This window comes from Gimibacter soli, from assembly GCF_028463845.1.
Classification (GTDB): domain Bacteria; phylum Pseudomonadota; class Alphaproteobacteria; order Sphingomonadales; family Kordiimonadaceae; genus Gimibacter; species Gimibacter soli.
Map to the genome: position 1 here is coordinate 2,599,807 of NZ_CP116805.1, position 23,919 is coordinate 2,623,725.

Consider the following 23,919-nt stretch of genomic DNA (forward strand, 5'->3'; position numbering starts at 1 on the left):
CCATGCTGAACCCGTCCCGCCACCTTCAGGCCATGATCGACGCCGCCCTTGCAGCTGGCGCCGGCCTTATGGAAGACCAGAAGAAGCTTGATACGCTTGAAATTCGCCGCAAGGGCCCTGCGGACCCGGTATCGGCTGCGGACGAGCGCGCCGAAAAGACCCTGCGCACCCTGCTTGCGGCAGCCGAACCAACCTTTGGCTTCCTCGGCGAAGAAGGCGGCTTGCTCGCAGGCAGCGACCCCGACCATTGCTGGATCGTCGATCCTCTGGATGGCACCGCGAACTTCCTGCATGGCACGCCGCTTTTCGGGGTGAATGCCGCCCTCGCGCGAGGGGGTGACGTGATCGCCGGGGTCATCTATCTGCCCGCGCTAGAAGAGATTTATGTCGCTGAGAAAGGCAAAGGCGCCTTCTGCAACGGCAAGCGTGTGCAGGTTTCGAAACGCAGCAACCTTTCAGAAGCCGCCCTCGCCTGCGGTATCCCGTTCGAAGGCAAGCCGGACCATGACCTGTTCATGCGCGAAATGCAGCTGCTGACCCACCGGGTGGGTGGTATCCGGCGCACGGGCGCTGCGTCGGTTGACCTTGCCTTCACCGTTGCCGGTCGCTGGGACGCCTACTGGGAACGCTGCACGTCAGCATGGGACATGGCGCCGGGCACGATCCTTGTGGCCGAGGCTGGCGGACGTTTCTGCCATCCGTCCGGCGATGACTGGACAATCGATGGCGGTGCCATCCTTGCCACCAACGGTGCGGTGCATGACGAACTGCTCACAGTCCTCAAGGAAGCCTACGCCTCACGCGGCTGATCTGAGCTCAAATTCCAAGGCAATAAAAAAGCGGGCTCGGGGATATTCCCGAGCCCGCAGTCTTGTGGCCCCGCGTGTCAGCGCGAGGATCGGTCGGACGGCGCGTCCAACCCCAGTGCAGTGGCAATATGTTCCCACGGCACAAGCTTGAAATTCTGGTGTTCTTCCGGCGCGATGTTACGGCCGTCCTGCGCAATGAAGGCGCCGTGCGGGAAGGCCGGCCCCATGGGGGCTGCCGTCACATCAAGCCCGTCGGTTTCAGACGAGCCATCGATGCCGGTGCCATCACCTGCCACCACGGTGAAGGAGCCGATATAGGCATGCGGTTCCTTGCGGTCGAACACCGCATAGCTGTTGTTGCCCTGGCTTGAAAGCACCAGATAGCCCGCGCCCTCGTGGCCGTAATAGATCGACACGCCTTCAAGATCGTCTTTGAGCGCCGGGTTGGTTTCAACCGACGTCACCATGGTGCGCGCGTCGCCGTCACCGGGCTCGGCACCGTATTTCCAAAGGGCAACATCTTCCTCGGCAATATAGAAGGCGCCGGTTTCATCGTCCGCCGCACAGCCCTCGGCCTGACTGCCGACCGGGAACCTGCGAACCTCCTCGATCTTCACCTTGCCGGACGTACCTTCCACCAGCTTCCACTGATGCACGGTGCCGTCAGAATCGTTCCCGAGCACATAGGTGCTGCCGTCTTTCGCGCTTTGATACATGCACATGCCGTAAGGGTCGGACATATCGGTCGGCTGCACGCCGTCTGCCACGTCTTCCATCATGCCGGTCGCTTCATCCATCCTGAAAATGGAGATGCTTTTTTCCGTGCGGTTGGTGGCAGTAACAAGCGTCATCGGCGTACCACCGATCTGCACATTATAGCGGATATCCACGTTATTCACGCGGCCAACCGGCAGATACTGATGCTGGGCGCCATCAAGGGTATAGCTGTAGAGCCCACCCTTTTTGTTGGTGCCGATGATCAGGCTTTTTGCCGGATCGCTGGCGTTCTGCCACACAGCCGGATCGTCCGCCGCATCACCGTCATTCACCACAGGTGCGGTTTCGACGCTTGCCGAAACCGGCTTGAAGTCGAACTCGACCGGGCGGTCCTGCCCCAGCGCCTGCCGCTTGCCAAGGTCCAGACCCTTGGCCACGCCTTGCCAGTCAACCAGTTTGAAGTTGGCACCGGCATCATTGCTGTTGTCAGCAACGATCAGCGTGCCATCGGCGAAGGAAATGCCATCGCCCAGATCATCCACGCCGTCGATATTGCCCTGCTCGGCGATCACCGCGCTGCCGAGATAGGCATTGTCGGCATTCAGATCATAGACATTGACGTGTGCGGCACCGGCGTCGCCGGCGAGCAGCACGGCCTTGCCATCAGCATCCCGCACGAGCGCGAGGCCCGCAACTTCGCCCTTGATATTGCCGAAATCACGAACATCAACGAGCTTCGGCACCACTTCGGCTTCCGGGTTCGCATCGAAACGCCAGATGCCAACGGCTTCTTCCGTTACGTAAAGGGAATTCGTCCAGGCATCGGCCACGCAGAATTTCGGTTCCGTGCCCAGCTGCAGGGTGCGGATCTGGCGCCCGGCAACCTTGCCGCCCGCCTTTTCAAGCTGCCACTGCTCGATGATCCCGTCACCGCCCAGAAGGAAAGCGTAGGTGGCACCATCAAGCTCGCTTTTAAAGGCGCACATGCCTTCCAGAAGGCGGCCGGCTTTAATCGGCTTGTCCATAAGGGCAGAAGGTGCCGCATCCGGTGCGCCGGCATCCAGCTTCCAGGCCTGCAGTTCCAGCGAAGACGTATCAAGCGTCAACAGCATGTCGCCGACAAGCGCCAGCCCTTCAACCTTGCCACTGCCGAACGCGCCCTTGAAGGCACCGTCGCGACCATATACTTCCACACCTTCTTCAACGGCACCGAAGAGTCGCGCATTTGCGCCTGTGCCCCACAGAAGGGCAATGCCTGCGCTTTCGGTGCGCGAGGGGGTGGTTTCAGCCGATGCGGCAACGCTGACGACTGAACGACTCGGCTTCGACTGTGTCGGCTGCTCGGCGGAACAGGCTGAAAGACAGGTTCCCGCAAGCGCTGCAACGAGGGTCGATGACCGTATATATTTACCGATAGGCACTGATTTTCTCCCTTTTCACTCCCCTGCCCAGTACCGGATATGGCAGGCAATCCGCCACGTTTCAAGAAAAAAGTAACAAATCTTCTATTTTCATTTAACAAAGGAATTTAAATTCTATATTGTATGCGAGAGCGGCACTGGGGAGTGACCGCCTTTGGACCTTGGGGAAGGCCCATCCATATAGACACCCGGCAAGCCGCAGTGCGGTGACGCGAGGGGAAAAGGGGAGATGAAATGCACAGGAAGAGTTTAATGAATGCACTGCTTTGCAGTTGCCTGACCTTGACCCTGGCGCCAGCCGCCACCGTCATGGCACAGGAAGCTGCAGACGCAAACGCCGCTGCCAGCAGTGCCACAGGGCGCGGGTCGGTTTCCGGTCGGGTTCTTGATGCTGGCTCGAATCTCGGTTTCCGGGGCGCCATTGTAAAGGTGCAGGAACTGGGGATGCAGGCGACCACAGGCGCGGACGGCGATTTCCGCCTGCGTGACCTGCCCGCCGGCACCTACACGCTGGAAGTCAGCTATATCGGCGCCGAAACTGCAACGCAGACGGTGACTGTGTCCGCAGGCCAAACCGTTTCAACCAACGTGGCGCTTTCGTCCGCGGTTGGCGAGTTTGAGGAAATCATGGTCGTCGGCCAAAAGGCACGCGCCCTGAATGCCCTCAACCTGAAACGCTCGGCGGCTGTCGTCAGCGACTCGATCACGTCCGATTCCATGGGCCAGTTCCCCGACCAGAACGTATCGGAAGCCGCCCGCCGCATCGCTGGCGTATCGGTAGTGAACGACCAGGGTGAAGGCCGCTTCGTGACCATCCGCGGTGCCGATCCGAACCTCAACGCCGTTTCCATTGGCGGCATTCGCATGCCGTCGGCCGAAACCGATGCCCGTCAGGTATCGCTTGATGTGGTGGCCTCCGAGCTTCTCTCCGGCATTACGGTGAAAAAGACCGTGACCCCGGACATGGACGGCGACGCCGTCGGCGGTACGGTCGAGGTGAAAACCTTCAACGCGTTCGACCGCGCCGACACCTTCGTCAGCGCCACCGTTGAGGGCAGCTACAACGACCTGATGAACAAACTGTCGCCCAAGGCAGCGCTCTCGGCTTCGAAGCGCTTCAAGGTCGGTGACGAAAACGAACTCGGCATCGCCGTCGCCGGCAACTATTTCGACCGCAAGTTCGGTTCGGACAATGCCGAGAATGGTGAAGGCTGGGATACGGCGGAATTCGGCGGTCAGGAATTCTATATCCCGATCGAGGTTTCGCAGCGCCCCTACCGGATCACCCGCGAACGCGTCGGCTTGGTCGGCAATATCGACTATCGCATCGCCGACCATAGCGAAGTGTATCTGCACACGATCTACAGCCGCTTCTCGGACACGGAAGGCCGCTCGGCGAACGATTTCGAATTCGACGATCCGGAATTCACCAGCCTTTCGGCCACCAGTGCATTGGCCAACAACGGCAGCTACGAGCTTGGCAAATCGACGAAAGACCGGACCGAGACTCAGTCCGTCATGTCGCTCAATCTTGGCGCCAAACACATGACCGACGCCTGGACCGTTGACTATCAGGCGGCCTACTCGAAATCGAAGGACAATTACAGCAACCTCGAAAGCGCGTGGGAAGGTGACTTCGATGATGACCTTTCGGTCGGCTACCAGCTCTCGGACAAGAATCCGAAGGTGATGCAGATCATCGCAAGCGACATGGACGCCATTGCCAATATGGGCGCTTATGAGCTTGACGAGTTTGCCCTGGAAGCAAGCGACTATGCCCAGCGGCAATGGACCTTCGCCGGCAATTTCCAGTATGACTTCACCGCTGGTGACGTGCCTGCCTTCATCAAGTTCGGGGCGAAATCGACCCGTAACAAGAAGACGGCGGACGAAACCAACACGGTCTATGACGATTTCGACGAGGATTACACCCTCGCCCACGACAATCTCTCGACCACGCTGGACTATAGCCTTGCCAATGTCGGGCCGTTTGCCAACATTCCGGGCATCCGCAGCTTCTTCGATGCCAACAACGGTTCGTTCGGCATCAATGATGAAGATACCTATATCGACAGCAATGCCGCCGATTTCGAGATCCGCGAAAATGTGACGGCAGGCTATGTGATGGGTCAGGCGGACTTCGACCCGCTCCTGATCGTTGCCGGCGTCCGGGTGGAGCACACCAAGTTCAGCGCCGATGGCCACCTGCTTTCGGTGAACGAGGATGACGAAACGCTGGAGATTTCCCCCGTTTCGGCAAGCAAAAGCTACACCGACTATTTCCCGAGCCTGAACCTGAAATACAGCGCCGGGGATGCGGTGATCATCCGTGCTGCCGCCAGCCGCACCATCGCCCGCCCGAACTATAATGATGTCGCGCCGATCTATGAAAGCGCCATCGAGGAAGGCGAGCTTGAGGGCAGCTTCGGCAACCCCGATCTCGATCCCTACAGCTCCAAGAACTTCGACCTGTCGCTCGAATATTATCCGGGTGACCTGACGATGATTTCCTTCGCGGCCTTCTACAAGGACATCAAGAATTTCATCGTGACGGCGGATCTTGGCGGCGTACCGGGACAATATGAGGATTTCAATGTGGCCATCACCAAGATCAACGGTGAAACCGCCACCCTGAAAGGCTTCGAGGTCTCGTTGCAGCAGCAGTTCAGCTTCCTGCCCGCACCGTTCGACGGGATGCTTGCCAACGTCAACTATACCTACGCTGACGGCAAGGCCCACCTCGACCTCGGTGACCGCGACATGCCGCTACCGAACCAGGCGAAGCATATCTTCAACGCCTCGCTCGGCTACGAGAAGGATCGCCTCGGCTTCCGCTTCGCGGTTGCCTACAAGGGCAAATATCTGGCGGAGATCCTGGACCCTGAAGACCCGGCCTTCGACAATTATGTCGATGCCCACATTTCCTACGATTTCACCGCGGACTATGAAATCACGGACAATGTGAAGCTCGCCTTCAAGATCCAGAATATCAACGGTCGCCCGTTCCATTCCTACTTTGCGAACAAGCGCTTCCCGGGCCAGTACGAAGACTATGGCTGGACCGGCAGCTTCGGCATCACCGCCAAATATTGACGAAAAAGGTGCCGCCCCACGGGGCGGCCTCTTTCCCTGGGGATTTCCCGGTCCCCGCAATATAAAAGGCAGGCCAATCGGCCTGCCTCTTTTTTTGTCGCGGTCGTGAAGGTGGATCAGGGAGCGACAGCCATCCCGGTTGCCAGCGACTTTGCTGCCGCTTCGGCGAGCTTCAGCGCCTGAACGCCATCGTCACCACTGACAAGCGGCTTCGACTTGCCTTCCATGATCTCAAGGAAGTGTGCCGCTTCCGCCTTGTAGGCGCCAGCATAGCGCTCGAGGAAGAAATCAAGGAGCCGGGCATCCGTCGTGCCCTGCACGCCCGAAATACGCACCGTATTCTCAAGCACGTTGCCGGCCTGCGCCAGCCCTTCGCTGCCATGGACCTCGATCCGCTGGTCGTAGCCATAAACAGCGCGGCGGCTGTTCGAAATCTGGCAGATGCGCCCCGATGCGGTTTGCAGCGTCACGGCCGCGCTATCCACGTCACCCTCAGCCCCGATGGCGGGATCGACAAGGCAGCTGGCAACAGCCGACACCAGCACCGGTTCCTCACCCAGCAGCCAGCGGGCCATATCAAGGTCGTGGATCATCATATCCTTGAAGAGGCCGCCGCTGGTGGCAACATAACTGGCCGGTGGTGGGGCCGAATCACGGCTGGTGATCTGCACCATTTCGACCTTACCGATAGAACCGCCATCGATGGCCTTGCGGAGTGCGGCAAATTGCGGATCGAAACGCCGGTTGAAAGCAAGAAAGAGCGGCACACCGGCCTTTTTCACCGCTTCCACAGATTTCAGTGTGCGCTCCATATCCAGCGCCACCGGCTTTTCGCAGAAAATTGCCTTACCGGCAGCTGCCGCCTTTTCGATCAGGTCGGCATGCGTGCTGGTGGCGCTGCAAATGGCAACGCCGTGCACCGCCGGATCAGCCAGTGCTTCCTCAAGGCCCGCCGGGCGTGCGCCAACAGCCGAGGCCAAGGCCTCCGCCGCTTCCGCCACCGGGTCCACCACATAGCGGACAGCCGCGCCTTTCAGCGCAGCAAAGTTGGATGCGTGAATGCGGCCGATACGGCCGGCACCGATCACGCAGACAGAATGGGTCATTAAGTGGTTCTCCTTACCCTCTAAATTTCACAAACAGAATATATATTCTTGACCTTCATATCAAACGGAATAATTATTCTGTTTAAGGAATCGCTATCATTCCTGTCGCCGACCGAGGGGGAAGGCTGCAGGAAGGACTGAGGGGACATCCGTTGACTGAACATATCACAAATCACAGGGCGGGATTCGATTTCGGCCTGACCCGTATAACAGACTTCCGCAATCCGGACGAACCCACAGGGATGGGCTTTGCCGTCCTGCGCCTGAAGGCCGGCGAAAGCCTTTCGGAAACCTTCGCGCACGAACAGGCGTGGCTGTCGATGCAGGGGGCCGCCAAGGTCAGCGTCGGCGGTGAAACGCTCGACTGGTGGCGTGACAGCCTTTTCGACCAGCATGGCGGCTGCGTGCATGGTGCCAAGGGAACGCAAATTTCGATCGAGGCAGTTACCGACTGCGAATTCACGGTCTATGAATGCCCGAACGAGAAAACCTTCCCGCTCGAAGTTTACGACCCCGCAGAAGGGGCCGACGAGTTTCGCGGCAAGGGCCAGGTGGGAGGCGCATGCCTCAGGATCGTGCGGACTTTCTTCGACGACACCAATTCCTCACCCGATGCCGAACTGGTGCTGGGCGAGGTCGTCACCCTGCCCGGCCGCTGGTCGTCCTACCCCCCGCACTATCATGACCAGCCGGAAATCTATCATTACCGCTTCACCGATCCGCGCGGCTGGGGCCACGGCGAGCTGGATGACGACGTGCTGAAACTGCGCCACGGCGACACCGTGCGCATTCTGGACGGCAAGACGCACGCGCAGGTCTCCGCCCCCGGCTACGGGATGTATTATGCCTGGGTGATCCGTCACCTACCTGGCAACCGCTACGGCATTCCGACCTTCAAGCCGGAACATGCCTGGACAATGGATAAGGATGCCCAGATCTGGCATCCGAAGGGACTCGACGAATGACGCCGCCCGTGAAGACACTGGATATCATCTGCCTCGGCCGCTCGAGCGTCGACCTTTACGGCGAACAGGTCGGTGGCCGGCTTGAGGACATGACGAGCTTTGCCAAATATGTTGGCGGCTGCCCCACGAACATTTCGGTCGGTACTGCGCGCATGGGCCTGAAAAGCGCCCTCCTTTCACGCGTTGGTGACGAGCATATGGGCCGCTTCATCCGCGAAACGCTGGTGCGGGAAGGGGTCGATGTCTCGCATCTGCGGTCTGACCCTGACCGACTGACCGCACTTGTCATCCTCGGCATTCGTGACAAGGAAACCTTCCCGCTGATCTTCTACCGCGAGAATTGCGCGGACATGGCCCTTTGCGCCGATGATGTGGACGAGCCTTTCATCGCGTCCGCCAAGGTCGTGGTTGTCACCGGCACGCATATCTCGACACCCGGCACCTGCAGCGCGACCGACGCCGCCATCACCTTCGCCCGCCGCAACGGCACGAAAGTGGTGCTCGATATCGACTATCGCCCCGTCCTTTGGGGGCTGACCGGCAAAGGGCTCGGCGAGAATCGCTTTGTCGAATCGGAACGGGTGACCGAAACCCTGAAAGATATCCTGCCGCTTTGCGACGTGATTGTCGGCACGGAAGAGGAATTCCACATCGCCGGCGGCTCCACTGATACAGTCGAGGCATTGAGGGCAATCCGCAAACAGACAGGCGCCGTGCTGGTACTGAAGCTCGGGGCCGACGGATGCGCTGTCTACACGGGCGACATTCCGGCAAAGGTCGAAGACGGGCTGGTTGTTCCGGGCTTCCCGGTCGAGGTTTTCAATGTGCTCGGCGCCGGCGACGCTTTCATGTCCGGCCTGATGCGCGGCTATGTGGCCGGGGCCGGCTGGTACGAATGCGGCCAGCTTGCCAACGCCTGTGGGGCGCTTGTCGTCTCCCGCCACGGCTGCGCCCCGGCGATCCCGAGCTACGCCGAGGCCTTGACCTTCATCCGCGAAGGCAGCCCCGAATTCAGCCTGCGGAAAGACGCCGCACTTGAGCAGCTGCACTGGTCCAGCACCCGCACGCGGCGCTATGACGAAGTGCTCGCCTTCGCTTTCGACCACCGCAAGCAGTTGCATGACATGGCAGAGGCGGAAAGCGTGGGCGAGGACAAGATCGCCGAATTCAAACTGCTGTGCCTTGATGCTTTCAACAGCGTCCGCGAGAAGCGCAACGGGCGCGGCCTGGGCATCCTGTGTGACGGACGCTTCGGCGAAGATGCCCTTGCCAAAGCGAGCGGCACCGGTGCCTGGATCGGGCGACCCATCGAGTTTCCGGGCTCGCGTCCGCTTGTCTTCGAAGGCGGGCACAGCGTGATGGCGACGCTGCGTGAATGGCCGCAGGAACACTGCGTAAAATGCCTTGTATTCTATCACCCGGACGACACGCCCGGCATGCTGCTGGAACAGGACAGGCAGCTCAGGCGTCTTGCAGCCGCCAGCCGCGCCACATCACACGAACTGCTGATGGAGGTCATCCCGCCTGCCTCGATGCCGCGCGATGGTGCCACCATCGCCGCTGCCATCGACCGCATCTACAAGCTTGGTATCTATCCCGACTGGTGGAAACTGCCGCCACCGCTGGACGACCGCGAATGGGGTAATCTGGCCCGCATGATCGACAGCTACGACCCGAACTGCCGGGGCATCCTTCTGCTGGGGCTCGATGCTCCTGAAGAAGAGATAGCCGCCGCCATTGCACAGTCGGCGCGCCATGATATCTGCCGGGGCTTCGCGGTCGGTCGCACCATCTTCGGCGATGTGGCACGGCGCTGGTTCGCCCGCCAGATCGATGACACCACCGCGATTGCAGAGATAGCCGCGCGGTACGACCGTCTGATACAAGTCTGGGCAGAAGCACGCCCCACGATCACCGAACGCAAAGAGGCCATCGCATGACGACCATCCGTCTCACCGCAGGGCAGGCCCTCGCCCGCTACCTGACGGCCCAGATCAGTGTACTGGACGATGGCAGCGAGGCACCGCTTTTCGCCGGGGTCTTCGCCATCTTCGGCCACGGCAATGTGGCGGGGTTCGGCCAGGCGCTTGAAAGCATCAAGGACATACTGCCAACGTTTCGGGCCCATAACGAACAATCGATGGCCCATACCGCGATTGCCTACGCCAAGGCGCAGGCGCGCCGCCGGATGATGGCCTGCACCACGTCGGTCGGCCCCGGCGCCACCAATATGGTGACGGCAGCAGCCCTCGCGCATGTCAACCGCCTGCCCGTTCTCCTGCTGCCCGGCGACACGTTTGCCAACCGGCGGCCGGACCCGGTGCTGCAACAGATCGAGAATTTCGGCGATCCCCTGATGGTCGCCAATGATTGCTTCCGCCCCGTCAGCCGCTATTTCGACCGCATCACGCGGCCCGAACAGCTGATCACCAGCCTGCCGCAGGCCATGCGGGTGCTGACTGACCCTGCCGATTGCGGCCCGGTCACCCTGTGCCTGCCTGAAGACGTGCAGGCGGAAGCGTACGACTATCCCGCCGCCATGTTCGAGCCGCGCCGCCACAGGCTGCGCCGGCAAGGGCCCGACGCTCACGAACTGGCCGTTGCATCCTCCCTCGTTTCCTCAGCGAAGGCACCGCTGATCGTCGCGGGCGGCGGGGTTCACTATAGCGGCGCGTGCGAGGCTCTCGCTGCCTTCGCCGCCAAACACGCGATCCCGGTTGCGGAAACGCAGGCAGGCAAAAGCGCGCTCGTGGACGATCACCCGTGTGCGGTGGGCGGGATCGGTGTCACCGGCACCGAAGCCGCCAACAGTTTCGCCCGCACGGCAGATGTCGTTCTGATGGTCGGCACCCGGCTTTCCGATTTCACCACCGGCTCGCGCAGCCTCTTTGCCAATCCGGATGTGAAGTTCGTATCGCTGAATGTGGCCAGCTTCGACGCCATCAAACATAGCGCCCATCCGCTGGTCTCCGATGCCTTGCTGGGTCTTGAGGCGCTCGATGGCGCGATGACGACACCCGCCGGCAAGGATGCCCGCGCCGCCGGCGTCGCCAAGGCGAAGGCGGACTGGTTGAAGGCGGTGGAGCCCATCGTTACGGCGCAGCAAAACACCCTGCCGACCGACGCGCAGGTACTTTCTGCCGTCAACGCGGTGGCAGGCCCGAGGGATGTAGTCGTTGCCGCAGCAGGCGGCCTGCCGGGCGAGCTGCATAAGCTGTGGCGGTCCAAAGGCATTGGCACCTATCACCTTGAATATGGCTTCAGTTGCATGGGCTACGAGGTCGCAGGCGGCCTTGGCGTGAAGATGGCGCGGCCCGAGGGCGACGTGTTCGTGATGGTGGGGGACGGATCGTACCTCATGCACAATTCCGAACTCGCCACGTCTGTCCTGATGGGCCAGAAGATCATCCTTGTCCTTCTGGATAACGGTGGTTTCGGCTGTATCAGCCGGCTTCAGAACGCCACCACTGGCAGCGCCTTCAATAATCTTTTTGACGCAGGCACGCGGATTGACGGCGTGCGGCCGGTGATCGACTTCGCCGCCCATGCCCGCGCCCTTGGTGCGATCGCAGAAAATGTACCCGACGTCTCGTCCCTCGCCGCCGCCATCGCCCGCGCCCGCGCGGCAGATCGGTCCAGCGCCCTTGTCCTTTCAACCGACCCCCGTGTCAGCACCGGCATCGGTGGCCACTGGTGGGATGTACCGGTCGTCGAGACGGGCGGTCATGACGGTTCAGAACAACGCCTTGAGGAACACAAGGCACAACAGAGAAAGCAGAGAATAGATGGCTAACAAGGTCACTTTCGGGACGAACCCGATTGCCTGGTCCAACGATGACAAGCGCGAACTCGGTGGTGCCACGCCGCTTGAAGTCTGCCTCAGCGAAGCGGCGCGCGCCGGATACAGCGGGATCGAGCTTGGCCACAAGTTCCCCCGTCAGGCGGATGTGCTGCGGCCGATCCTTGACCGGCACGGCCTGTCGCTGATTTCCGGCTGGTATTCGTCCGAGCTTCTGCTGCGCTCGGTCGCCGACGAGAAGGCCTCGCTGGAGGCGCATCTCTCGCTGCTGGCCGACATGGGTTGCAAGGTCGTGGTGTGGGCCGAGACAACCAACTGCATCCACGGCCGCGAGGACGTTGCCCTTGGTGCCCGCCCGGTGATTGCGGAAGGCGACTGGAACCGCTTCTGCGATAGCCTCAGCGCCATGGGCGAGCATGTGGCCGCCCGCGGCCTGACGCTTGCCTATCACCACCATATGGGCACCGTGATCGAAACCGAGGCCGAGATCGACCGCATGATGGCGGGCACGTCCGACAAGGTCGGCCTGCTGCTTGATACCGGGCACCTGACATACGCAGGTGGCAGCCCGCTCGGCGTTGCCAAGCGCCACGCCGCCCGCATCGCCCATGTCCATTGCAAGGATGTGCGGGCGGGCGTTCTCGCCGCTGCCAAAGCTGGCGACTGGAGCTTCCTCAAGGCCGTCACCGAAGGCGTTTTCACCGTGCCGGGCGACGGCATGGTCGATTATCCGCCGGTGATGGATGTGCTGAAAAGCGCGGGTTACGAAGGTTGGCTGGTTGTCGAAGCCGAACAGGACCCCGCCAAGGCCAATCCGCTAGAATATGCCCGCAAAGGCTATCAGGCGCTTGTCAAATATGCCAAGGATGCCGGGCTCGCATGAGCCCGGCCTTCGGGCATTCCCTTAAAGATCAATCCAGCGCCGTTCCTCGGCTGAAAGCAGCCAGGCATCGATGATGTCTTCGATTTCGCATGCCTTGTGCACGTCCACCGGCACCGGCGCACCTTCGGCAATCGCCTTCATCAGGCGGTTCACCTCGATCACCTTCAGGTCGTTATAGCCAAGGCCATGACCGGGGGCCGGACAGAAGGGTGCGAAATCGGGGCAGGAACCATCCACCAGCAGCGTCTTGAAGCCACGGCGGCCAACCGGTGCGCCTGCCTCATAAAGCCGCAGCTCGTTCATCCGCTCCTGATCGAACTCGATGCTGCCCTTGGTGCCGACAATCTCGAACGCCAGCCCCTGCTTCTTGCCTTGCGCCACACGGCTGGATTCAAACACACCCATGGCACCGCCCTTGAAGCGCACCATGGCGTGGCCCTGATCCTCGTTCTCGACAGCGCGCGAGGCGCCGTTCGCGTCCTTGCGGGTCGGGATCACTGTCTGGATATCACCGGCGATGGCAGCCACCGGCCCCACCAGATGCAAGGCCATGGAAATGAGGTGCGAGCCCATATCGCCGATTGTGCCACTGCCGGAAAGGACGAGTGAACAGCGCCAGCCGAACGGCACGGACGGATCGGCCATATAGTCCTCGTTATGGCGCCCCCGGAAATGCACGATCTCGCCCAGTTCGCCGGCGTCGATCATCGCTTTCAGCATGCCGATCATCGGATTGCACAGATAATTATAGCCAAGCATATGGACGAGGTTCTTGCCCTTGAGGGCCGCCGCGATCTCCCGCGCTTCGGGGGCATCGAGCGCCAGCGGCTTTTCAATATAGACATGCTTGCCTGCCGCGATGGCGGCGAGCGCCATTTCACGGTGCAGGCTGTTCGGCGTGGCAATTGCCACCACGTCCACCTCCGGATCGGCGACCAGCGCCCGCCAGTCACCATAGGCTTTGCCGATATCAAGCCGGCGGGCAGCATCGACCGCGCGCGCGTCGCCGTCGTCCGCCACAGCCACACATACCGGATTGGCAGGGCCGCCAAACACGCTTGTATGCGTGCGATAGGCAATCGCATGCGTCTTGCCGATATAGCCGCTGCCGATGAGGCCGATCCTAATGTCTTTCACGATTTTCCCCTCCCCTGAGGCGCTCGCATCATCAGAACGACTGTTCTGAGACGAAAATTTACATTCTGAAATCAAAAGCAGCTAGTAAATTCTGAAATGGGAATTTAAATTCCATTGAAACGGCATTCAGGCGCAACCGGAGGCACAGACCGTATGACCAGCATGGAAAAAGGCGAGATCAAGGACGTCGACGGGTTCAACGCCTATCTCGCCAGCCGGTTCGATGGCCTCAGCAAGCAGCTGAAGAAGATTGCCCGCTTCGTCCTTGATAACCCGATTGATACGGCACTTGATACCGCCGCTGAAATCGCCAGCAAGATCGAGGTGCAGCCTTCAAGCCTGATCCGCTTCGCGCAGGCGCTGGGCTTTGACGGTTTTTCCGAAATCCAGCGCATCTTCCGCGGCGGCCTTGTGCAACAACTGCCCGGCTATTCCGCCAACTATTCCCACCGGATCGAAAAACTGAAGGAAGGCACCGAGGACACGGCGTCGAGCGACCATCCGGTGCTGAATGTTTTCATCGATGCCAATATCGATGCCATCAATGCACTGCGGGCTGACGCCAGCGAAGCCAAGCTGAACGAAGCGGTCGGCTATATCAACAAGGCGCGGCATGTGTATGTGGTGGGCCAGCGGCGTTCCTACCCTGTTGCCATCTATCTTTACTATATGATGCGCAATCTGGATGTGCCGACCTACCTTCTGGACGGTGTGGGCGGCCTGTTGCCCGAACAAGCCAACCAGATTGGCCCCGAAGACACCGTGATTGTCGTCACCTTCCCGAATTATTCGGATCAGGTGATCAGCCTGGCCCACAAGGCAGCAGAGGCCGGCGCCAAGGTTGTGGGCCTGACCGACCGCCTTGTCAGCCCCATCGTGAAACTGAGCGACGTCTATTTCCTCAGCGACAAGGTGGAAGTCAGCGGCTTCCGCACCGTGGCAGGTACCATGTGCCTTGCCCAGGCGCTGATGATCGCACTCGGCCTTGACCGCGAAACGGCGGGCGAAAACGCCTGACGGAATTCTGTCCGTCTTTGTCTTGACACCCTTTCGCAATCAGAATAACAATTCTGATAATGCATGCAGATGGAATTTAAATTCATTTGTGATGCGTCATCTTCCTGGGGAGGGGGACCGATGCTGTCACTTGTATCATTCGTTGCTTTCACGGGGCTTGTTGCCCTTATCGCCTGGTGGAAAACCAGGCATGACCGGATGGAAACGTCCGACGCCTATTTCCTTGGCGGCCGCAGCCTGACGGGCTGGGTGATCGCCGGCTCCTTGATGCTCACGAACCTGTCGACCGAGCATCTGATCGGCCTCAATGCCGATGCCTTCAACCATACGATTGCCGTGATGGCATGGGAAACGACGGCTGCCCTTGCCATGGTGCTGACGGCCGTTTTCTTCCTGCCGCGCTACCTGCAGCGGGGCCTGACGACAATCCCGGAGTTCCTGGCGTCGCGTTATGACGAAGGCACACGGGTGATTGCATCCGGCCTTTTCCTCTTTTCCTACATTCTGGCGATCCTGCCGGTGGTGCTGCTGTTTGGCGCGACGGGCCTTGAAAGCCTCTTCAGCGTGGCGGGCACGTTCGGCATTTCGCAAACGGCAGCCATCTGGATGATGGTTTGGGGTGTGGGCACGCTGGGCTCGCTTTACGCCATTTTCGGCGGGCTGAAGGCTGTGGCGATCTCGGACACTGTGAACGGTGTCGGCTTCCTGATTGCCGGGCTCACGATCCCCTTCCTCGCCCTCATGATGATCGGGGACGGTAACCCGCTTGATGGCCTCGCCACCGTTTACACGGAAGAGCAGCCGAAGTTCGATATCACCGGCGACGAGCCCGGTTCGTTCCTGCCGTTCGGCGTGCTGTTCACCGGCATGATCGTCAACCAGATCTTCTTCTGGTGCGTCAACCAGTCCATCGTGCAACGCGCGCTTGGCGCCAAGAATCTCGCGGAAGGCCAGAAAGGTGTGCTGATCGCCGCCGGCTTCAAGCTTCTCGGGCCTTTTGTGATCGTGCTGCCGGGCGTTATCGCCTTCCATATGTTCAAGGATACGATTGCGCCTGAAAACTATCTGATGGCCTACCCGACCCTTGTGAAGGCCGTTCTGCCTGATGCCATGGTCGGCTTCTTTGCCGCCGTTATGGTGGGCGCGGTCCTCAGCACCTTCAACAGTGTTCTCAACAGTTCCGCCACGCTCTTCAGTCACGGCATCTACAAGACACTGATCCGCAAGGATGCGTCGGAACGCGATCTAGTGAAGGCTGGCAAGCTCTGCAGCGTTGCCCTTGCGCTCGCGGCCATGGCGATGGCGCCACTGGTCGATACCTCGGGCAGCCTTTTCAACTACCTGCAGAAGATCAACGCCACCTTCTTTGGTCCCATGCTGGCCGTTATCTTGCTCGGCCTGCTGACCCGCACTGTCACCGCCCGCGCGGCCCGCATCGGGCTGATCATAGGCCCAGTGCTTTTCTATCTGCTCGTCTTTGCGTTCGGCACTGAAACGCAGGCGGCAGCGCGCGCCCTGTTTGGCGTGACCGAGGACCTGCACTTCCTGCACTTCCTGGGGCTTGTGTTCGTGATCGTCACCCTGCTGATGGTGGCGGTGACCCGGCTTGCCCCCGGCGTGGCGCCTGTTGCCGCAGCGATGGAGGCAGCCCCTGCCCCCGTTGACATGACGCCCTGGCGGCACCTGAAACTGGTCAGCGCCGCCATCATAACCATCACACTTGCTTTCTATATTTCGCTTGCCCAATGAACCGGATCACGGAGAAACCGATGCTGAAATCATCCCTATTGCGTACCGCCGCCCTTTTGCCGCTTCTCGCTGCGCCTGCCTGCGCCGCCGACAAGGATGCCGAGATCGGTTTCATCGCCTTCGGCGACAGCGGATATCACTATGGCTACATGGACCCAAAGGAATACAAGAAGCCGCTGAAAACGCTTGAGGAGTTCACGGCAGCAGAAAAAGCTGACGCAGCCGAAGATTACCTACCGCTGGAAAGCTTCCAGATGCCGCCCGCCTATTTCCATCCCGAGATCGGCGGTTATGTAACGGCGAGCGGGCAGGATGCGGTGGCCCGCGCCATGACCGCCTATTGCGAAAAGGCCCTTTGCCAGTTCGCCACGCTTGCCGGCGACAATATCTATCCTGATGGCGCCACCGCCGGCGCCGATGGCAAGGACGATGGCAAACGCTTTGAAGACATCTTCGCTGTTCCCTATGCCGACTTCGGCAAGGACATGCCGGATTTCAAAATCTACGCCGCCCTCGGCAATCACGACTGGGATACTTCACGCGAAGGCGCCATGGCGCAGGTCGCCTATCTCGAGCAGTCGTCGAAATTCTATATGGACGGCATCTTCTATCGCGTCAGCCCGCCCGCCACGAACGGCGAGGTAGAGATTTTCGTGATCGATACGGATGTGATGCTGGCCGGCCTCGAGGTACGCGAAGCGATGCTCAACCCCGATGGCAGCGAGGTGAAAGACACGCCGGTCGACCAGCCCGATGAATGGATCAAGCCGGCCAATGACGCCGAGCGCAACATGGCCAAATGGCTGGAAGACGCGATGGCCTCCTCCACCGCCAAATGGAAGCTGGTGGTGGCCCACCATCCGCTCTGGTCATCGGCTGGCGGCAAATTCGAACAGGCCCGCGTGCTGCGCCGGGTGCTCTTGCCAACGCTTTGCAAATATGCCGACGCTTATCTTTCCGGCCACGAGCATTCGATGGAAATGCATGAAACAAGCTGCGCTGCTGCCACCGGCAACCCTGATGCCCAGCCGCTGCCGGAAATCCTTTCCGGTGCCGCCGCCAAACAGCGTCCGCTCAACCCCAATTTCATGGCCTATCAGGAAAAGACCTATCCTGAATACAAGCCCTACTATCGTCGCGGCATGGTCTGGGGCTTTGCGCATGTGAGTCTGAAAGGCGACGAGGCAAAGGTAACCGTCCTCACGACCCCCAATGACGAAAGCGGCACACCGGTTGAAGATTTCAGCTGGAGCTTCAGCAACCGGCCCTGATCAGCAACCGGTTACAGACGAAAACCGCCCGGGCCTCACATCAGGCCCGGGCGATTTTTTTCTGCGAGGGCTCGCCCATAAACCTCGTGGCATACGGATACGCATGCCATTTACGATAATTCCAAATCTGCAGATTTTGTTGATTCAACACATCACGAATAACAAATTATTATTTAAATTCAATGTTATAGATTAAATCCACAGCTTCTACAGACTTTCTGCAGACCATCTCCAAGCGCGAAATCCCGAGTTCGCGTACCTCTTCATTCGTCAATCACGACACCCTGTGAAAACACGAATTGGAGAGACAAATGTCACACACCGAAACTGCTACCGCCCAACTGAATGGCGTTAATGTTGCTGCCCTTCTGGGTGCCCGCGAAGCCCTCGAACAAGCACCCGAAGCTGCAGAGTTCACCTGGAAAGCCACCAGTGAATGGAAAGACGGCGTTCATACCCGCATGACCATGGACGGCTTCTTCGGCCTTGGTGAAAACCAGGCACGCTCGCGCTCCTTCACCATCGATACCGATCACCCGGCCTGCTTTGCCGCGACCGACAAGGCGCCGACCCCAGTCGAAGTTGCCCTTTCGGGTCTTGCCGGTTGCCTGACCGCCGGCGTCGCCACGGTTGCCGAGAACCGGGGCATCAAGCTCCGTTCTGTAACCGCCACCATTGAAGGGGACATGAGCCTCTTCGGCATCCTCGGCATCGATAGCAACACCCGGAACGGCTTCCGTGCTGTTCGCGTGAACTTCCATGTCGATGCGGACGCCAGCGACGAAGACATCCGCGCACTGGTTGCCCAGTCCCAGAAACGTTCGGCCGTCTTCGACCTTTTCACGAACCCGACGAACGTGTTCGTCACGGTCGACTGACCCGTCCTTCACGACAGCGAAAAACGGAGCGAGTACCATGCGGACAACAACGACAATCATTATCGGTGCCGGGCAGGCTGGCCTTGCCATGAGCTATCATCTGACCGCGCAGTCCATTGACCATGTCGTGCTCGAACGCGGCAAGGTGGCCAACTCCTGGCGCACCGAACGCTGGGACTCGCTCCGCCTTCTGACCCCCAACTGGCAGAGCCGTCTGCCCGGCTATGAATATGAGGGCGATATGCCGGATGGCTATCGCACCATGGAGCAGACGATCACCTTCCTTGCAGGCTACGCCGATAGGATCAAGGCTCCGGTTGAAACCGACACCCTTGTCACTGCAGTTGAGCCGACGGACGGCGGTTACGTCGTCCGGACGAACAAGGGCGACTGGCAATGCGCTGCGGTGGTGATTGCAAGCGGCGCCTGCAATATTGCCAATGTGCCCGCGATGGCCGCTGATCTGCCTTCCGACATCCGCTCGATCACACCAATGGATTATCGCAGCCCCGCACACCTGCCCGAGGGCGGCGTACTGATCGTCGGCGCCTCGGCCACGGGGGTGCAGCTGGCGTCGGAAATCCAGCTTTCCGGCCGCCCGGTGACCCTGGCAGCTGGGGAGCATGTTCGCGTGCCCCGCACCTACCGCGGCCGCGACATCAAATGGTGGATGGAAGCCACCGGCATCCTTGATGAAGGCCTGAACGAGATCGACGATATCCGCCGCGCCCGGCGGCTGCCGTCCCTGCAACTGATCGGTAGCCCCAATCAGGAAACCATCAGCCTGAACAGCCTGCAGACCATCGGCGTGATGATCGCCGGTCGCCTGATGGGCCTGCAGGATGGCCGCGCCCAGTTTTCCGGCGCCCTTGCCAACCTGTGTGCCATGGCCGACCTGAAAATGAACCGGCTCCTCGCCGCCATCGACAAATGGGTCGATGAAAAAGGGATGGCGGATGAGGTTGGCGAGGCCTACCGGCTGCGCCCCACCCATGTGCCTGTCGACCCGCCCCTGATGCTCGACCTGAAAGCCGCGGGCATTCAGACCGTGCTTTGGGCAACCGGCTACCGGCCCGACTATTCCTGGCTCAAGATGCCTGTACTGACACCGCGCGGCGAGCTACGCCACAATGGCGGGGTCGTTGATGCGCCGGGGCTTTATGTGCTGGGGCTGCCGTTCCTGCGGACCCGCAAATCCAATTTCATCGATGGTGTCGGAAACGACGCCCGCCATCTCGCCGATCATCTCGCCCGCTATCTCGCCGGCAGTGCATCGGTTGCCGCCTGAACCCTTGGAAAGGATCATCAAGATGCCGACAGCAATGGAAACAAAAGAGACCCTGCAACGCGCCGTCCAGACCGTGACGCTACGCCCCTCCCATGGCCAGCGCACCTATGTGAATACCGCGATCATCGAGTCCGGCACCGAATGCTGGGTCGAGGAAGCAGGTCATACGATGGTCATCGATGCAGGCAAAGGACTTGGCGGCGGCACCGCAGGCCCTACTCCCAGCATGATTGTCCGCTCCGCCCTTTCCAGCTGCGTGGCGATCGGCATCAAGCTTTGGGCCGCCCGCACCGATGTGCAGATCGATCATGTCAGCGTGCTGCTGGAAACCGACACGGATGCCCGTGGCATCCTCGGGATCGCAGACAATGTCACACCGGGCTTCACGAACTGCCGGCTGAAAATCAACGTCGTTTCGCCGGCAAGCCGTGCCGAAGTCGATCATGCTATCAGCCTGTCCCTGCGCTACAGCCCGCTCATGGCAATTTTCCAGGACGGGCTATCGATCAGCCTTGAAACCAACCTCAGCATGGCAGCCTGAGCGCCAACCGGAGAAGATACGATGCAAACCAATCTGCAACGCCGCATCCAGCGCTATGGCTGGAACAAAGCCGCCGATCATTATGAACGCGGCTGGCGCGAAAGCCTCGCCGAGGCGCAAGCCCGCCTTCTGGAGATGGCCGACGCCCAACCGGGCGAAACTGTCGTCGACATGGCCTGCGGCACCGGCCTCGTCAGCTTTCCGCTTGCCGAAAAGGTCGGCCCCAACGGCCGGGTTATTGCGACCGACATTTCCGAGCGGATGATCGAGATCGTCCGGCAAGAAAGCACGATACGCGGTGTGATGCGGGTCGATGCTTTCCGGGCTGATTCCGAGATGCTGGATATGATCCAGGACGCGAGCGTTGACCTTGTGACCTGCGCGCTTGGCCTGATGTATTTCCCCGATCCCCTGGCCGCCATGAAGCAGGCCATGCGGATGTTGAAGCCCGGTGGACGCGCTGTCTTCGCCGTCTGGGGCGGCAGGGACCGCTGTGGCTGGGCCGATATCTTCCCGATTGTCGATGCACGCGTGCAATCGGATGTGTGCCCGCTCTTCTTCCGGCTTGGCACCGGCAGCACGCTCGCCTGGGAAATGGCGCTTGCTGGCTTCTCCCACGTTCGCGAAGAACGCCTTTCGACAATGCTTCCCTACGACAGCGCTGATGCAGCCGTCAGCGCAGCCTTCGCCGGCGGCCCGGTGGCCCTTGCCTATGAACGTTTCGACGATGACACACGCCATTCGGCCCACGACGAATATCTGGCTTCGATTGCCGCCTTCCGGGACGGCAACGGGTATCGGATACCGGGTGAGTTCGTGATCTGCGAAGGCCGGCGGGCGGTTTAGGGGTTTTCAAGGGCGGCGAAAGATTCTTCGTCGCCCTTGGTCCATAACTCTCCGGCCAGCTCCCTGGCTTTCCGGAGGTGAGACACAGCCTCGACCGTCTGCCCCTCGGCCTGCGCAAGCTTTGACTTCATCCGGTAAAGGCCGGCTTCCTGCGGCACAAGTTTCGCTGCTTCGTCGAGCGCGGCTTTCGCTGCTGCCAGATCACCTGCAGCAAGCGTCGCGCCTGCAAGGCTGACAAGCGCACGACCAAGCTTGTTGGCTTCTGGCAGCTCGCGTGCGGCGGCAACTGATGCCTCGGCATGCCGACGTGCCTCCCCCGACCGGCCCTCTTTGAGGGCGAATTCAGCAAGGGCGGCTTCTGCTTCCATGATATCGGCAGGTACCCCCTCAGACCTGGCCCACGCCAGAACCGTCTGTACCGCCGCAACAGCAGACGCCGCTGCGCCATCCGTATGCTCAAGACGGGCAAGCCTTATCCGTTCGGACTGCATGTTGCCTTCACGCTTCGCGGCTTCGAACAGGTCGAACGCGCGGCGATGATGCTGGCGCGCAAAATCGGCGTCGCCGCGCAAGGATGCGACCCGTCCCAGATAGGAATGAGCCTGCCCCTGGCGGAACTTGTCGTCCCGCGCCTCGCCATTCTTCAGGAGTTCGCGGGCAAGGCTTTCTGCCTGTTCGAGACGCCCCGTATCGACAGACAGACTGACCAGCGACTGAAGGCTAGACGCAATGCCGAATGGATCGTTCACCGCCCTGCGCAGCGTCAGGCCTTCGTTATACAGGACGAATGCACCGGCATAGTCGCCCGCCATTTCTCGGATATCGCCAAGATTGTTTTTGACCGCAGCCGCAAAGCGATCGTTGCCATCCAGATGGAAACGCTGCAACGCCCGTTCAAGATACTGGACCGCTTCTGCAGGGCGGAGCTGTTCGATCCGCAGGAGCGCCATCGTGTTGAGAAGCGCGCCGGGCGGCGCCGTAATGCCTGCCGCATCAAATTCCGCAAACGCGCGCGTCAGGTAAATCTCAGCCTGATCATACTGTCGGCGGCGCCGTTCCAGAATGCCAAGATTGATCAGGATGGCCGCCGACCGTGTGTGATCGGTCAATCCTGCAGAAATCGGCAGCGCCTTCTCAAGGCTCGCGAGTGCCGCCGCGTCATCATTCCTGAGCATGTTGACGATGGCAACGGCATTGAGGATCGACGCCAGCACCTCGGGGTTATCCTTTGCTTCGGCTTCTGCCTGCAGCGTCGTCAATTGCGCCTCTGCACCTTCAAGATCGCCGATTTGCCGCGTGGCAAGGGCATATTCGTAGCGCAGCCAGATGTCCTCCGGGTCTTGCTCCACCGCAACCGCAAACAGGTTCCGTGCCTCTTCCGCCCGCCCTTGCAGGGCATAGGCGAGCCCCCGAGCATAAGCTTCCGCGACAAATGGATCTTCCGGGCTCGTCCGCAGCCTGATGGCTGCATTCTGGCGACCGGGCAGCGAACTGACGATATGGCGGACCATCAGGTCGGCGAGTTCCAGTATTTGCTCCCCGTCGAAACTGCCCCGGCTTTCGCGCCCGTCAGCCCCCCTCACGGCAACATCGAGATGAAGCCGCGCGCCAATGCTTGTGAGGCGCGAAACGACAAAGTGACTGGCACCTTCGGTCTGCCTGAGTTTCCGTATCAGGTCTTCAGGAATCTCGAGCGCATCCGTTGCCGCAACCACCTGCTCGCCCGTTCCTTCGATCATGGCCCGGGGCGAGACACTGCTGACCGCAGCTTCCTGTTCAAGCTTATGGGACACCAGGCTCATCAGCCCGAGCTCCGCCCAGCCGTTTTCAGCCACGTCGGAGGCGATGTGAACAGGCAGGACAGCAACCCGAACCTGATTGGCTTGCACATTTCGCGACATCGGCTGAAAAACCAGAAACAGGGCCACGGCCGCCGCCACGGCAGCAATCACGGCACCAAGCCAGAGCATGTGCGGCTTGCGCTTTTCTCGCGAAGGGATCGGGCCGGCAACCACCTTTCCGGCGGTGGGCGCATCGGTCAGCGCAGCCATTTCAGCTTCGCTGACCGTGACCGGTGCGATGAAGCGGAAGCCCGTTCCATGGACCGTTTTTATGAAGCGCTGCGCCTGCCCATCATCACCAATCGCCTGACGGGCCGACTTGATACGGCTGGAAACAGCGGAATCGGAAACAAACCGTCCCTCCCAAACCACTTCGATCAGTTCATCCTTGGAAACAACCCGTTCGCGTTCGCGCACCAGAAGGACAAGAAGTGAAAGGACCTGCGGCTCAACTGGCACAAGTGCTCCGTCACGACGAAGCTCATGCTTCTCGACATCGATCTCGATTGTATCGAAAGCATAAATCATGTTCCGTGCCCGCCCCTTGCATCAGATGAT

The 23,919-nt window shown here is 60.5% G+C and carries 17 protein-coding genes; 13 read left to right on the forward strand and 4 right to left on the reverse strand.

All coding sequences use genetic code 11. The features are described 5' to 3' along the window. Positions 1 to 2: 2 nt before the first annotated feature. Positions 3 to 809, forward strand: coding sequence for an inositol monophosphatase family protein (locus tag PH603_RS12120; protein WP_289502795.1), 807 nt, complete (start codon positions 3 to 5; stop codon positions 807 to 809). 77 nt (positions 810 to 886) lie between these two features. Here the strand turns inward: PH603_RS12120 and PH603_RS12125 are convergent, their stop codons facing one another. Continuing rightward, entirely contained in the window at positions 887 to 2,947 is a 2,061-nt protein-coding gene (locus PH603_RS12125) for a phytase (protein ID WP_289502796.1), read from the reverse strand. A 252-nt stretch (positions 2,948 to 3,199) separates the two neighbouring features. Between PH603_RS12125 and PH603_RS12130 the strand changes: the two genes are divergently transcribed. Continuing rightward, entirely contained in the window at positions 3,200 to 6,040 is a 2,841-nt protein-coding gene (locus PH603_RS12130) for a TonB-dependent receptor (protein WP_289502797.1), read from the forward strand. A gap of 116 nt (positions 6,041 to 6,156) precedes the next feature. Here the strand turns inward: PH603_RS12130 and iolG are convergent, their stop codons facing one another. Continuing rightward, complete coding sequence (gene iolG / locus PH603_RS12135; RefSeq protein WP_289502798.1) at positions 6,157 to 7,146, reverse strand: inositol 2-dehydrogenase; 990 nt, start codon at positions 7,144 to 7,146, stop codon at positions 6,157 to 6,159. A 152-nt stretch (positions 7,147 to 7,298) separates the two neighbouring features. On the opposite strand from iolG, the gene PH603_RS12140 reads away from it, so the two are divergent. Genes PH603_RS12140 through iolE form a run of 4 tightly spaced genes read left to right on the forward strand, consistent with a single transcriptional unit; the run spans position 7,299 to position 12,793 of the window. Then, the gene (locus PH603_RS12140) at positions 7,299 to 8,111 is read left to right on the forward strand and encodes a 5-deoxy-glucuronate isomerase (RefSeq protein WP_289502799.1); all 813 of its coding nucleotides are present in this window, start codon (positions 7,299 to 7,301) and stop codon (positions 8,109 to 8,111) included. Beyond that, positions 8,108 to 10,051 (forward strand): bifunctional 5-dehydro-2-deoxygluconokinase/5-dehydro-2-deoxyphosphogluconate aldolase, encoded by a 1,944-nt coding sequence (locus PH603_RS12145; protein WP_289502800.1) that lies wholly within the window; start codon positions 8,108 to 8,110, stop codon positions 10,049 to 10,051. The genes PH603_RS12140 and PH603_RS12145 overlap by 4 nt, the downstream gene beginning before the upstream one ends. Continuing rightward, positions 10,048 to 11,904: a 3D-(3,5/4)-trihydroxycyclohexane-1,2-dione acylhydrolase (decyclizing) gene (gene iolD, locus PH603_RS12150; protein WP_289502801.1), complete on the forward strand. Its 1,857-nt coding sequence runs from the start codon at positions 10,048 to 10,050 to the stop codon at positions 11,902 to 11,904. The genes PH603_RS12145 and iolD overlap by 4 nt, the downstream gene beginning before the upstream one ends. Beyond that, positions 11,897 to 12,793 carry a myo-inosose-2 dehydratase gene (gene iolE, locus PH603_RS12155; RefSeq protein WP_289502802.1) on the forward strand — a complete coding sequence of 299 codons (897 nt, stop codon included), beginning with the start codon at positions 11,897 to 11,899 and terminating at the stop codon, positions 12,791 to 12,793. The genes iolD and iolE overlap by 8 nt, the downstream gene beginning before the upstream one ends. A 21-nt stretch (positions 12,794 to 12,814) precedes the next feature. Here the strand turns inward: iolE and PH603_RS12160 are convergent, their stop codons facing one another. Then, positions 12,815 to 13,930, reverse strand: coding sequence for a Gfo/Idh/MocA family protein (locus PH603_RS12160; protein WP_289502803.1), 1,116 nt, complete (start codon positions 13,928 to 13,930; stop codon positions 12,815 to 12,817). 153 nt (positions 13,931 to 14,083) lie between these two features. On the opposite strand from PH603_RS12160, the gene PH603_RS12165 reads away from it, so the two are divergent. From PH603_RS12165 to PH603_RS12195, 7 genes are all read left to right on the forward strand, one after another. Next, entirely contained in the window at positions 14,084 to 14,947 is an 864-nt protein-coding gene (locus tag PH603_RS12165) for a MurR/RpiR family transcriptional regulator (RefSeq protein WP_289502804.1), read from the forward strand. Positions 14,948 to 15,067: 120 nt separating this feature from the next. Then, positions 15,068 to 16,696, forward strand: a complete 1,629-nt coding sequence (locus PH603_RS12170; RefSeq protein ID WP_289502805.1) for a solute:sodium symporter family transporter — start codon at positions 15,068 to 15,070, stop codon at positions 16,694 to 16,696. Between the two features lie 20 nt (positions 16,697 to 16,716). Continuing rightward, positions 16,717 to 17,967 carry a metallophosphoesterase gene (locus tag PH603_RS12175; RefSeq protein ID WP_289502806.1) on the forward strand — a complete coding sequence of 417 codons (1,251 nt, stop codon included), beginning with the start codon at positions 16,717 to 16,719 and terminating at the stop codon, positions 17,965 to 17,967. A 311-nt stretch (positions 17,968 to 18,278) separates the two neighbouring features. Next, the gene (locus PH603_RS12180) at positions 18,279 to 18,845 is read left to right on the forward strand and encodes an OsmC family protein (protein WP_289502807.1); all 567 of its coding nucleotides are present in this window, start codon (positions 18,279 to 18,281) and stop codon (positions 18,843 to 18,845) included. 37 nt (positions 18,846 to 18,882) lie between these two features. Then, positions 18,883 to 20,133 (forward strand): NAD(P)-binding domain-containing protein, encoded by a 1,251-nt coding sequence (locus PH603_RS12185; RefSeq protein WP_289502808.1) that lies wholly within the window; start codon positions 18,883 to 18,885, stop codon positions 20,131 to 20,133. 22 nt (positions 20,134 to 20,155) lie between these two features. Further along, on the forward strand, positions 20,156 to 20,674 hold the full coding sequence (locus PH603_RS12190) for an OsmC family protein (protein ID WP_289502809.1): 519 nt from the start codon (positions 20,156 to 20,158) through the stop codon (positions 20,672 to 20,674). A 21-nt stretch (positions 20,675 to 20,695) separates the two neighbouring features. Continuing rightward, positions 20,696 to 21,520 carry a class I SAM-dependent methyltransferase gene (locus PH603_RS12195; RefSeq protein WP_289502810.1) on the forward strand — a complete coding sequence of 275 codons (825 nt, stop codon included), beginning with the start codon at positions 20,696 to 20,698 and terminating at the stop codon, positions 21,518 to 21,520. Here PH603_RS12195 and PH603_RS12200 read toward each other — a convergent pair. Then, positions 21,517 to 23,889, reverse strand: a complete 2,373-nt coding sequence (locus PH603_RS12200) for a tetratricopeptide repeat protein (RefSeq protein WP_289502811.1) — start codon at positions 23,887 to 23,889, stop codon at positions 21,517 to 21,519. The genes PH603_RS12195 and PH603_RS12200 overlap by 4 nt on opposite strands. Positions 23,890 to 23,919: the final 30 nt, after the last annotated feature.